Source organism: Marinobacterium maritimum, from assembly GCF_039523155.1.
Classification (GTDB): Bacteria; Pseudomonadota; Gammaproteobacteria; order Pseudomonadales; family Balneatricaceae; genus Marinobacterium; species Marinobacterium maritimum.
Window position 1 is genome coordinate 1 of the sequence record NZ_BAAAET010000005.1, and the last position, 13,093, is coordinate 13,093.

Genomic DNA, 13,093 nt, shown 5'->3' on the forward strand with positions numbered 1-13,093 from the left:
GGATCTGCTCCTGGCAGGCCTTGGGACCGATGGACACGACGACCACTTCAGAGGCCGTGCCGGCTTCCTTCAGGCGTACGGCTTCTTCCACGGCGATTTCACAGAAGGGGTTCAGGGCCATTTTGACATTGGCCAGATCCACGTCGGTGTTGTCCGACTTGACGCGCACCTTGACGTTGTAGTCGATGACGCGCTTAACGGCGACAAGTACTTTCATGCTCTACCTCTCTCAATACCCGAAGCAATTACGGCACACCGGGTATTTGCTCTCTTGTTATTCTGTCTGCCGCAAACAGAAACCCGCTGACAGACTAAGGTTCAGATACCGGGCGGACATAACCGCCCGGCACGATTTCAGCGATCAGAACTGATCTTCGCTCAATGCCATGATGCTGGCACTACCCTTACGGATGGTTTCCAGGCTTGACTTGGTACGCGGCAGCAGATGCTCTGAGAAGAACTGCGCAGTCACCAGCTTGGCCTTCAGGTATTCAGGATCGCCGTTACCGGCTTCCATCAGCGCCTGGGCACGCAGGGCTGCCTTGCCCATAAGCCAGCCACCACACAGGTAACCGAACAGCATCATGAAGTGTACGCTGACGCTGCCAGCTGCAGCCGGATCGGTTTCAGCATTTTCCAGCAGCCAGGCACGTGCTTGCTGACCGGCTTCCAGGGCTTCACGCAGGGACTTGCCCTGCTCGGCAAAGTTGGCGTCACCTTCCAGCGCAATCACGGTTTCTTCGATTTCGGCCAGCAGGTCTGCCAGGGCTTCACCCTTGTTCATCAGGGTCTTACGACCAACCAGGTCCAGTGCCTGGATACCAGTGGTGCCTTCGTAGATGGTCAGGATACGAGCATCACGGTAGTGCTGGGCAGAACCGGTTTCCTCGATGAAGCCCATACCGCCATTCACCTGAGTCCCCAGATAGGTCAGTTCCTGAGCCAGCTCGGTGATCCAGCCTTTAACGATCGGTGTCAGCAACTCCAGTCGTGCCTGTTCCTTGCGCTGAACGGCTGCGTCGGATGCACGGGCAGCACGGTCAACCGCAGCACCACCTACGAACGCCAGCGCTCGCATGGCTTCGGTACCGGCCTTCATCTGCATCAGCATCCGGCGCACATCCGGGAACTTGATGATGGAGAAGCGGCTGCCATCCTTCTTGGTGCCCTGCAGACGCTCTTTGGCATATTCCAGAGCCTGCTGGTAGGAACGCTCGGCAATCGCAACACCCTGAACACCAACCGCCTGACGGGCGCAGTTCATCATGGTGAACATGTAGGACAGACCTTTGTGGGCCTCACCTACCAGATAACCGACAGCACCTTCGTTATCACCGTAGCTCATAACGCAGGTCGGGCTGGCATGGATACCCAGCTTGTGCTCGACAGACACGCAATGGGCATCGTTACGCGCACCCGGGTTGCCGTTTTCATCCAGCAGAAACTTGGGTACCACGAACAGGGAAATGCCCTTCACACCGGCCGGAGCATCCGGCAGACGCGCCAGCACCAGATGGATGGTGTTGTCGGTCATCTGGTGGTCACCCCAGGTGATAAAGATCTTCTGACCGGTAATCAGGTAATGATCGCCGTTGGGTACGGCACGGGTCTTAACCGCCGCCAGGTCAGTACCTGCATCCGGTTCGGTCAGGTTCATGGTACCCGTCCACTCGCCGGATACCATCTTCGGCAGATAGGTCTGCTTCAGCTCATCGCTGCCATGGTGGGCGATGGCTTCAACCGCACCCTGAGTCAGCAGCGGGCAGAGCGCAAAGGCCATATTGGCAGACTGCCAAATCTCGTTGACAGCGGTACCCAGCACGTTCGGCAGGCCCTGGCCGTCATAAGCTTCTTCGGCGATCAACGAGTTCCACCCGCCTTCGGAGAACTGCTGGTAAGCTTCCTTGAAGCCTGCGGTTTCTTCCACGCCTTTTTCGGTCAGCTTGACGCCCTGAGTGTCACCGATGACGTTCAGCGGTGACAACACACCAGTACCAAACTTGCCGGCTTCGGTCAGAATGACAGATGCCAGTTCAGAGTTGATTTCGTCGAAGCCGTTCTCTGCGCACAGGTCGTCGAAACCAACCACTTCATTGAGGATAAATTCAGCATCAACCAGAGGGTGTTTGTACTCGCTCATTTCTTCTGCTCCTCGGTTTCAGACCCGGTCTGAAACCTCTTGTTTGTTATGGCCGCTCCGACAGGATTCACCAGCCGGAGCCTGGCTTCATCAGTAGTAGGTGCGACCTTCAGCCAGACGCGCCTTGAAACCTTCAGTCAGCTGGTACAGCGGGCCATGCGCCTGATTAGCTTCAGCACGGCTGGCAAACTCCTGCAGACCCAGCGTATCGATGTAGCGCAGAGCACCACCGCGGAAGCGCGGGAAGCCCAGGCCCAGAATCAGGCCCATATCAGCCTCTGCCGGCGTTTCGACAATACCGTCTTCCAGGCAGCGAACCGCTTCCAGGCACATCGGGATCATCATGCGATCGATAATTTCCTGATCGGTCAGCTCAACCGGCGCCTCAACACGTTCGCTGATCAGCTGCTGGGCGATTGCTGTCGCCTTCTTGTAGCGACGGCCGTTCTCATCCACACCATACTCGTAGAAGCCCTTGCCGTTCTTCTGACCCAGATGCTGAGCATCCAGCAACGCTTCAGCAATTACGTCACCGTCGTGCCCCATACGCTCCGGGAAGCCTTCCTGCATGACATGGTCAGCATGTACCAAGGTATCGATGCCGACCACATCAGCCAGGTAGGCAGGCCCCATCGGCCAGCCAAATCCTTCCATCACGCGATCGATACGCTCGAAATCAACACCATCCAGCAGCAGACGGTTGAAGGCATTGAAGTACGGGAACAGGATACGGTTAACCAGAAAGCCCGGGCAGTCGTTGACCACGATCGGGGTTTTGCCCATGGCAGTAGCATAGGCCACAGTACGGGCGATGGTTTCATCGCTGGTCTGACTGCCGCGAATGACTTCAACCAGCGGCATCAGGTGTACCGGGTTAAAGAAGTGCATGCCGCAGAACTGCTCCGGACGGGACACGCTTTGCGCCAGCTGATCGATGGAGATGGTCGATGTATTGGAGGTCAGCACCGCATTTTCGGGCACTACGCTTTCCACATCAGCCAGCACCGCGGCCTTGATCTGCGGGTTTTCGACCACCGCCTCAACCACGATATCGACATCACCGAAACCTTCGTAATCCAATGTCGGTGTGATGGCAGCCAGGACTGCCTGCTTGCCGGCCTCATCCAGACGGCCTTTTTCGATCTGCTTGTTGAGCAGGCCGGTAGCCGTCTTGGTACCCAGTTCCAGCGCCTCATCACGGATATCCTTCATCAGGATCGACGTGCCGGTAGAAGCAGACTGGTAGGCCACGCCACCGCCCATGATACCGGCGCCCAACACCGCGCTCTTGGTGACCGGAGCAGCCTGTTTGGTCCAGTTGCGTGATTTCTTCTTCAGCAGCTGATCGTTCATGAACAGACCAACCAGGCTCTTGGCCGCATCGGATTTGGCCAGGGTAACGAAACCATCCACTTCAGCCGCCAGAGCATCAGCAAACGGCAGCGTTGCATGGGTAGTGACCAGCTCCAGAATCTTCAGCGGCGCCGGATAGTTAGGATCCAGCTTCTTGGCCATCTGCTCGGCCATGGCGGCCAGCTCAGCACCGTTCTCCAGCGCCTGCTGCTTGCGCTGGCGATTTGCCAGGTAGTCCACCTCACCACTCACGGCGGCCTGCAGCAGCGCCAGACCTTCTGCGCGCAGATCAGCGGCATCGGCCACACGATCCACCGCACCCAGCTGCAGTGCGGCCTGTGCCTTTTGCGGCTTGCCGGTCAGCATCCATTGAGCAGCGGCAGCGGCATCGATCAGGCGGCTCAGACGCACGGTACCACCCCAGCCCGGGCAGATACCCAGAGTCACTTCCGGCAGGCCAATGCGCGCATCACTGCCCAGCACACGGAAGTCGGCGCTCAGTGCCAGCTCGCAGCCGCCCCCCAGGGCCATGCCGTTAACTACGGCAAGCGTCGGGAACGGCAGCGCTTCCAGCTGCGAAAAGAGCGCATGGGTCCTGCTGATCTGCTGATGCAGTTCGGCTTCAGGCTGTGAGAACATGCCCACAAATTCAGTGATATCGGCACCGACAACAAACGCAGGCTTGGCACTGGTGATCAGCAGGCCTTTTACATCACCGGCATCCTCCAGCAATTGCACCGCTTCGCCCAACTCGCTCAGGGTCAGGGCGTTCAACTTATTGACGGATTCACCCTGAAGATCCAGTACCAGCTCGACAAGTCCGTCGTTGAGTGTATTAAGGCTTACTGCCTGACCGTTATACATATTCGTTTTTCCTCAATCCTGCCTGCAGTGGAAAAAAGGTGGGCCATTTCTGGCCCCCAAAGGGACAACACGTCCTAGCCACGTGCAGACAATCCAAACTCGTTACTTAATCCGGGAAAAAGAGACCATCCATGGTCAAATAGAGCAGACATCACGTATTACTCCCCGGTGTTCAATCGCAATCCATCCGGACCGGATCAAACGCGCTCAAACAGTGCTGCGATACCCTGACCACCGCCGATACAAAGGCTGACCATGGCATAGCGGCCATTAACTCGTTCCAGTTCATACAGCGCCTTGACGGTAATCACCGCACCGGTTGCACCGATCGGGTGGCCCAGAGAGATGCCGCTGCCGTTCGGGTTGACACGATCCATCGGCAGGTCAAGCTGCTGGCACACGGCCAGCGCCTGGGCGGCAAAGGCTTCGTTGACTTCGTATACATCGATATCATTGACGCTCAGGCCGTTGCGCTCCAGCACTTCGCTGATTGCCGGAACCGGACCGATGCCCATGATTTTCGGATCGACGCCAACCACGGAGTAGTCGACCAGCTTAGCCATCGCCTTGATGCCCTGGGCTTCAGCCTCTTCACGGTCCATCATCACGATGGCAGCCGCCGCATCGTTCATGCCGGAGGCGTTGCCCGCTGTAACGGTGCCATCCTTCTTGAATACCGGCTTCAGGCTTGCCATGTCGGCTGCACTGCAGTTGAAACGCACATGCTCATCGGTATCGAAGGACACGACACCCTTACGGCTTTTGATCTCAACCGGCAAAATCTGATCCTGGAAGCGACCTTCTTCAATCGCTTTCTGGGCACGGTTGTGGCTCAGCGCCGCCAGATCGTCCTGCTGTTCACGGGTGATGCCGTACTTCTCGGCCACGTTTTCAGCGGTCACACCCATATGAATGCGGTTGAACGGGCAATGCAGGGCTCCCACAACAGGGTCGACCATCACACCGTCGCCCATACGCTGACCGAAACGGCCCGCCGGCAACTGGTAGGGAGCGCGACTCATGGACTCGGCACCACCGGCAATCACGGCCTTGTTGATACCCAGCTCGATCTGCTGAGCGGCGGTCAGGATCGCCTGCAGGCCGCTGCCGCAGAGGCGGTTAACACCCATGGCCGGAGTCGCTTCCGGCACACCCGCTTCAACAGCGGCGACACGCGCCAGATAGGCATCACGCGGCTCGGTCGGCAGCACGTTGCCGAAAACGCTGTGGCCGATCGCTTCCGGCGCAACACCGGCACGCTTGATCGCTTCATCGGCTACCAGGGTAGCCAAGGTGTGTGGCGCGTGGCCCTTCAGGCTGCCACCGTAACCACCTATCGCTGTACGAACACCACTGACGACAACCACTTCACGTTTCTGCATGGGACCCTTCCTTTCAACTGCATCCGTGTATTTAATCAACGGCAGCAGTTGAGCTTTGTTATTGGCTTCTCCGAGGTCGAGCACCCCGGCTGATGTCAGCTAGTTTCCGTTCCCGGCGCGATTTCAACAATAACGAAAGCAGCCCGATACTTAACATTTCCGGACACAGCATCTACACTATCCCGATCGTTACTTAACTTTTTGTTCCAGGCACCTACCCTAAACGGACATGAGAAACGACCATCATTCAGTCTCGACCCACTTTGCCCGCACCATGGTCGCGGCCGCAAAACGGCATGGGCTCAACCATGAGCAACTCCTGCAGGACGCAGGGCTCAATGAACAGCTGATCAATACACCGGGCTTGCGGATCACGCCGGAGCAATTGAGCCGCCTGACCCAAGGGATCTGGCATATGGCGGATGATGAGTTTCTCTGCATGGGCAGCAGCCCTTCCCGGTATGGGGTATTCGCCTTGATGACGAAACAGGTATTGCGCTGCCGCAGTCTGAGGTCGGTCTACCACAACCTGTGCCGATTCTATGACCTGGTAGGAGAGGCGATCAGCCTGGAGTTCAAGGTGGAAGGGGATATTGCGACGTTAACGCTGCAATTGACCGACCCGGACAAGGATCAGGACTACACGCTACGTGAATTTTTGTTGCTGTTGCTGCACCGTTTTCCGAGCTGGCTGATCGGCCAGCAGATTCCGCTGCACTATGTCACGCTGGATTTCCCGGCACCGGCACACCAGAACGAACACCGCCTGATGTACCCCTGTCGTACCGAATATGGCCAGCCAACCAACAGCCTGGTGTTTGGTACCGAACTGCTCAATGAGCCCGTGGTACAGACCACACGTACGCTCAGTACCTATCTGCGCAGCCTGCCGCTTGACTGGTTCAAGCGGCAGGCCTACTACTCGGTGTATACCCGCCGTGTAATGGATTATCTAGAACAGAGCACAGACCTGGCCGCCACCAATATGGAGTCAGTCGCGGAAGAGCTGCACATGACCTCTCGCACCCTGAGGCGGAAGCTGACCGATGAAGGCACCAGCTTTCAGGACTTGAAGGATGACGTGCGCCGCGATGCCGCCATCCATATGCTCAGCCAGCCATCGCTGCCAATCTCGCAGATATCGCGCCAGCTCGGTTTCTCCGAGCCGGCAGCCTTCACCCGCGCGTTCAAGCAGTGGACCGGAGTGTCACCGGGGATCTATCGCCGCTCCTGAGCGGACGCCTTGAGCAGCAGTTTTTCACAGGTTTCGGCAGGCAGGGGCCGGGAGAAGAGATACCCCTGATACTGGTCGCAGTTGCGCGTTCGCAGGAAATCCAGCTGCTCTTCGTTCTCGACGCCTTCCGCAATCACGTGCAGGCCTAAAATATGAGCCAGTGAGATGACCGCATGGGCAATGGCCGCATCATCGGCGTCCACCGTTACATCCTTGACGAATGAGCGGTCAATCTTGAGCTTGTCGACCGGAAGCTGCTTGAGATAGGACAGGCTGGAATAGCCGGTACCAAAATCATCGATCGACATCTTCACCCCAAGGGCACGCAAGCGATTCATCACTTCCAGCGCCTGTTCCGCTTCCTTGAGCAGCACTGATTCGGTCAGCTCCAGCTCAAGCATGGACGGCGGAATGCCTGACTCTCGCAACGCCTCGACGACCGCTTCTTCCAGGTTGCCTCGGGTAAACTGAAGCACTGAGATATTGACCGCCATGATCATGTCATCGCAGCCGATCATTTCTCGCCAAACACGCAACTGACGGCAGGCTTCGCGCAGCACCCAACGCCCCATTTCCACAATCAGGCCACTGCTTTCAGCCACGGGTATGAACCGGTCGGGTGGGACCAGCCCGATGTCAGGATGCTGCCAACGAACCAGCGCTTCCACACCGACAACCTGACCGCTATTGAGATCGACCTGAGGCTGATAATGCAGGACGAATTCATTGTGCTCCAACGCCCTGAGCAGACCGTTACGCACCAGAATACGATCCATTACATCGGCGTTCATTTTCTCGGCGAAGAAACGGAAGGTATTACGGCCGGCATCCTTGGCGCTGTACATCGCCATATCGGCTTTTTTCATCAGCGTATCGAAGTCTTCACCGTCATCAGGGTACATCGACACACCAATGGAAGCGGAAACGGACAGGGTATGACCATCCACATTGAAGGGGCGCGACAGTGCTGCCAGCAGCTTGGAGCACACTCTGGAAACAGTGTGCATCTCCACATCGCCGGTCAACATGATCAGAAACTCGTCTCCGCCCTGGCGACTGACCGTATCGGTCTCGCGGACGCTCTCCTGCAGACGCTCAGCAGCCGCTCGAATCAGGCCGTCTCCGACGGTATGACCCAAAGCATCGTTGATCCCCTTGAACTGGTCCAGATCGACAAACAGGAGCGCAAAATGGCCATCCTCTTCTCGCCGGGTTCGCGCCATCGCCTGCTCCAGACGGTCGCGCGCCAACTGACGATTCGGCAGCTCGGTTAACGGGTCATGGTAAGCCAGGAATTCAATACGGGCCGTGGCTGCCTTGTTGTCGGTAATGTCGTCGGAGATACCGATGAACTGAGTAATGTTCCCCAGTTCATCACGCACCGCGCTGGCGGTCAGCCACTGGGCAAAGTAACTGCCATCCTTGCGACGATTCCACAGTTCGCCACGCCAGTAGCCATCACGCTTCAACGACTTCCAGAAACTACGATAGAACGACTCTGACTGCCTTCCAGACTGCAGGAAGTTGGGATTACGGCCAATGGCTTCTTCTTCCGAATACCCTGTTACCTCGGTGAACGCAGGATTGACCGCCACGATCACCCCCTTGGCATCGGTGACGATGATGGCACTATGACTGTGCTCGATCACGCGCGCAGACAAGCGCAGCGCCTCCTGCGCCCGCACCTGCTCGATCACCTGGCGCACAAGCGTTCCTACCTGTTCGATCAGCCTCTGATTCTCGGAATCAGGCAGGCCTGGCTCGCGGTAATAGACAACAAATGCGCCCAGCCCGCGACCGGTACTGCTGCAGATCGGCAGGGACCAGCAGGCCCTGAGCCCACAGGAGAGCGCCAGTGGCGCCAGATTACGCCAGCGTCGATCACATTCGATATCCTCAATGAAAACCGCCTGACCGGAGCTGACCAAAGCTTCAAATACTGTAATATCCGCACCAGTTTTCACCCCTAGCAGCGCTTCTGCATAGGCTTGAGGCAAACTGGGACCCGCTCCCAGGCGCACCCGTCTCCCCTCGTCTTCCTGCAGCATGACACTGACAATCATGTCAGGATCGATCGCTTCGACACCCCGTATAACGATGTCCAGCGCATCTTTCAGAGAGCCACCTTCCGCCAGCAGACGCAGGGTTTCCGTGCTGGTTTCCAGCAGCGTGTGCTCACGCCACTGCTGCGTAATATCCTGCACGGTTCCAACGGCGTGCCTTAGCGCTCCGTCAGCCCCGGTTTCCAGCTCTGCCCGCTCCTGGACCCACTTGACGCGTCCATGGACGATAATGCGATGAATAACGTCGTATGGAGCGCCCGCCAACGCCTGCTTCCAGGCCAGATCCACCCGGGCAGCGTCATCCGGATGAATATGCTGCAGGAAGATGTCATAGTGCAGCGGCTCGCCAACCTCCATGCCAAAAATTCGATAGGTTTCGTCGGACCATATAAGCTGCCCGCTGGGAACATCGATCGACCAGCTGCCGACATGTGCGACCTGCTGGGCACGTGCCAGCTGAGTCTCACTGTCGCGCATGGCCTGTTCGGCCTGGCGCTGAGAGGTGATATCCCTGAGGTAGCCGGTCAAACGGCTAACCTGGCCATCCTCATCGTATTCACATTCCCCATGCGCAATACAGACACCGAACTCGCCATTGGCACGGATCGTACGCAGCTCAATCTCGTATGGCTGCCCAGTGGCTTGCGCATGGGCAACAACCGCTTTCAAGCGCTGAAAATCCTCGGCATGGTAGAGCCCCAGCTGCTCCTGCTCGGCAAAAGTCGGCGCGCCTTCGGCCGGGTCGATCTGCAATAGCTGAAACAGCTCATCCGACCAGGTGACAACATCGGTGGCCAAATCCCACTCCCAGCTGCCCAAGTGCGCCAGGCGCTCGGTACGCGCCAACATCTTTTCACGTTGACGCAGCTCCCGCTCAGCCTGCTTGATCGCCGTAATATCGGTCCAGAGCGATTCGATATAGGTTCTGCCCTGAAGCTCGACAAGGCTGGTGTTGACCATCATATCGATCAGATGCCCATCGCGGTGGCGGTGGCGGGTGTCGAAACGCAGCCCTCCCTGCTCGAGCATCAGTCTGAAGTGCTCACGGATTTTTTCCGGTGAGAGAGCCCCCTCAATATCAGCGACAGTCAGCTTGGCAAACGCCTCTCTGGAGTAGCCCAGGTTGCGGTGCGCAGCCTCGTTGAATTCGATAAACCGTCCCGTGTGAGGATCGATGAGCGCGATTGCACTGCCAGCAAGACTGACGAGGGTTTCCAACAATGTTTGCCGTTCACGCAACTTTGCCTGAGTATCATGGAGCTTGGTAATGTCACGCGCGATGCCGAGTACGCCGATGTAAGCGCCATTCTGGTCAAAAATCGGTGTTTTGATCGTTTCGAACAGGCCCTGGTAACCATCCTCCGCGAAGGTGAGCCACTCTTCGTTGATGCTGGGCTCACCCTTTTCAACCGATTTAAGATCATGTTCACGGAAGAAATCTGCAAGTTCCCGCTCCACAAAGTCATAATCGGTCTTGCCCAGGATATCGTCCTGCCCGGCACCGAAAAAGCGTTCGAAAGAAGGGTTGCAGAACAGGTAAACCCCGTCAGGGTCCTTGAGCCAGATCAGATCGGGAATGGCACTCAACAGCACCTGCAACGCCCCATCGGTCGTGCTGGTTACCAGGTGCCCAAGGGATTTCGCCAGATGTTTGCCAACTGAAGAGCTATCTTCGCTGCCTGAAGCCGACTGCTGTGTTTCATCAGAAATTATCATAAATTCTATACCGCCAAGTTACTGCGTTGGCCTGAAACACTCCACGCCATGCCGCACCTTTCCCAGGCCCGGCTGACAGCGCTTTCAACTCCATTGATACTGGCCGCTAAATCTCAATTCTGGATAGCTAAAATATATGCAGAAATATACTGCTCTTCCAAGTATCTGAAAACAAGACGAAGACACAGGCAGCAAGTCAGCCTTCACCCGTGGCTTTTGACAGGCTCAGGTTCTCCACTAGGCTTAATGCACGCGCCGGCAACACGTTCTTGATTCATGCCCCCGCAGCTGCCACGCCGTCACCACCCTGCTAAGCCGGAGGCAGAACATGTCGAGCTCCCCCATCAAAGTCGCCATCGTGCAAAAGCCGCCAGCCTGGCTGGATCTTCAGGCAACGCTGGATAGCGCCATTGCCAGCCTGAATGAAGCGGTAAGCCAGGGTGCGCAACTGGTTATGTTTCCCGAAGCTTACCTGCCCGGCTACCCCACTTGGATCTGGCGCCTCAAGCCCGGCGGCGACATGGCCTTGGGCAACCAGCTACATGCAAAGCTGCGCAAAAATGCGGTGGACCTCCGGCGTGGCGACCTGGACAGCTTCCGCGAGGCGGTAAAGGCTTCTGGCGCCGTCGTGGTCATTGGCATGCATGAGCTGGACTCCCGCTTCAGCGGTACCACCCTGTTCAACTCGGTGGCGGTTATCGACAGCGATGGCCGGCTACTGAACGTCCATCGCAAACTGATGCCAACCAACCCGGAACGCATGGTCTGGGGCATGGGGGATGCATCGGGACTTAAAGTGGTCGACACCGCCGTGGGGAGAATCGGTTGCATGATCTGCTGGGAAAGCTACATGCCGCTAGCCCGTTTTGCGCTGTATGCGCAGGATATCGAGCTCTATCTGGCGCCGACCTGGGACTGCGGCGATACCTGGCTTGCTTCGATGAACCATATCGCCCGTGAAGGCGGCTGTTATGTGTTGAGCACAGCAACCGCAGCACAGGGATGCGATATTCCCGACAGTTTTCCTGAACGGGATAGCCTGTTCACACCGGATGAATGGATCAACCCCGGCGATGCGGTGGTGATCAAGCCTTTCGGCGGCGTATTAGCAGGCCCACTGCACCGCGAGAAGGCGATCCTGTATGCCGAAATCGATCTGGAAGAGGCGCGTTCGGCACGCAAGGCACTGGATGTGACCGGGCATTACAACCGCCCCGATCTGTTTCGGCTGGAGGTGGACCGGCGTGCCGCTCCACCAGTTCATTTCACTGATGATCCCGCATAGTGTCGATACACCGGGATCCGCCTTCTGCGACTGAGCTGCTCAGTCAGGGAGTTTTGCCATGAATGAAGATAAACGCTATCACGGCAGCTGCTTCTGTGGCGCCGTGGAGCTGGAAGTCACCGGCGCACCCGAAGTTATGGCCTACTGCCACTGCGACTCCTGCCGCCATTGGTCGGCCTCCCCCGTCAGTGCCTTTACCCTTTGGAAGCCCGAAGCGGTCAAAATTACTCAGGGTGATGAACATGTCGGTTCTTTCCACAAGACCGAGAACAGTCACCGTAAATGGTGCAAGCAGTGCGGTGGTCATCTGTTGACCGAACATCCGGGAATGGGCCTGGTCGAAGTTTCCGCGGCCGTAATTCCTGACTTCCCTTTTGAGGCCGGTTTCCACGTTTTCTATCAGGAAACACGGCTGCCGATGAAAGATGGCTTGCCCAAATTCAAGGACTTACCTGCCGAAGCGGGAGGCTCTGGCGAACAGATGCCCGAGTAATCCTTGATCGGACTATACGTCAAAAAACGGCGGCGCGAGCTAATCCCGTGTCGCCGTTTTTCATGTCCTGATTGACTTAAGGTTTAAGCACCGTGATTTGGCTGCCATTACTGTCACCGTCCGGATCGCTGTTGGCTGCCGGGTTATAACCACTATCCTCGACACCTGTCACTTCGAAAATGACACTGCCGTCTCGCTTGCGGATACCGGCATTGGTAAACCGGCACCAGCCTGCAACATCAGTAGTACAGGAAAAAGTTGTATCACCGGAGCCAATGAGAGACCAGCTGCCATCTACTTGTACACCAGAGACCGGCTGCCCCGCGTCACTGATCATGACATCGACAATTGCCGTCCAGGTACCCTCGTTATTAATACCGGATGCATCCAGGTCCGAAACGTGGACGCCGTCTCCCGAAACAGGCGAATCCTGCACACTGACATTCGCACACGGAATCCGTAAAGCCAACGGCAACCCAAGCATCGGTCGTGGATATCAATTGCTGGAAGTCTGAGCCAAACTGCGCGGCCGCAACCGCTTCCGTTGCCGTTGCCGTTGCCGT

The 13,093-nt window shown here is 57.3% G+C and carries 9 protein-coding genes; 3 read left to right on the forward strand and 6 right to left on the reverse strand.

From position 1 onward, the window contains the following. The 4 genes from ABD013_RS15705 to ABD013_RS15720 all read right to left on the reverse strand — a co-directional run. The coding region (locus ABD013_RS15705; RefSeq protein WP_425543402.1) for an electron transfer flavoprotein subunit beta/FixA family protein at window positions 1-217 on the reverse strand (217 nt) is incomplete at its 3' end. A gap of 144 nt (window positions 218-361) precedes the next feature. Further along, complete coding sequence (locus tag ABD013_RS15710) at window positions 362-2,140, reverse strand: acyl-CoA dehydrogenase (RefSeq protein ID WP_343808053.1); 1,779 nt, start codon at window positions 2,138-2,140, stop codon at window positions 362-364. Between the two features lie 90 nt (window positions 2,141-2,230). Further along, entirely contained in the window at window positions 2,231-4,357 is a 2,127-nt protein-coding gene (gene fadB / locus ABD013_RS15715; protein ID WP_343808056.1) for a fatty acid oxidation complex subunit alpha FadB, read from the reverse strand. A gap of 197 nt (window positions 4,358-4,554) precedes the next feature. After that, complete coding sequence (locus ABD013_RS15720; protein ID WP_343808059.1) at window positions 4,555-5,739, reverse strand: acetyl-CoA C-acyltransferase family protein; 1,185 nt, start codon at window positions 5,737-5,739, stop codon at window positions 4,555-4,557. A 229-nt stretch (window positions 5,740-5,968) separates the two neighbouring features. Between ABD013_RS15720 and ABD013_RS15725 the strand changes: the two genes are divergently transcribed. Then, a complete protein-coding gene (locus ABD013_RS15725) occupies window positions 5,969-6,973 on the forward strand; it encodes an AraC family transcriptional regulator (protein WP_343808062.1) in 1,005 nt (334 codons plus the stop codon). Here the strand turns inward: ABD013_RS15725 and ABD013_RS15730 are convergent. Continuing rightward, window positions 6,958-10,752 (reverse strand): sensor domain-containing protein, encoded by a 3,795-nt coding sequence (locus ABD013_RS15730; RefSeq protein ID WP_343808065.1) that lies wholly within the window; start codon window positions 10,750-10,752, stop codon window positions 6,958-6,960. The two genes, ABD013_RS15725 and ABD013_RS15730, sit on opposite strands and share 16 nt — an antisense overlap. 328 nt (window positions 10,753-11,080) lie before the next feature. Between ABD013_RS15730 and ABD013_RS15735 the strand changes: the two genes are divergently transcribed. Then, window positions 11,081-12,037, forward strand: coding sequence for a carbon-nitrogen hydrolase family protein (locus ABD013_RS15735; RefSeq protein ID WP_343808067.1), 957 nt, complete (start codon window positions 11,081-11,083; stop codon window positions 12,035-12,037). Window positions 12,038-12,095: 58 nt separating this feature from the next. Continuing rightward, window positions 12,096-12,530: a GFA family protein gene (locus ABD013_RS15740; RefSeq protein ID WP_343808070.1), complete on the forward strand. Its 435-nt coding sequence runs from the start codon at window positions 12,096-12,098 to the stop codon at window positions 12,528-12,530. Between the two features lie 76 nt (window positions 12,531-12,606). Here ABD013_RS15740 and ABD013_RS15745 read toward each other — a convergent pair whose 3' ends face one another. Beyond that, window positions 12,607-12,966 carry a hypothetical protein gene (locus ABD013_RS15745; protein WP_343808073.1) on the reverse strand — a complete coding sequence of 120 codons (360 nt, stop codon included), beginning with the start codon at window positions 12,964-12,966 and terminating at the stop codon, window positions 12,607-12,609. Window positions 12,967-13,093: the final 127 nt, after the last annotated feature.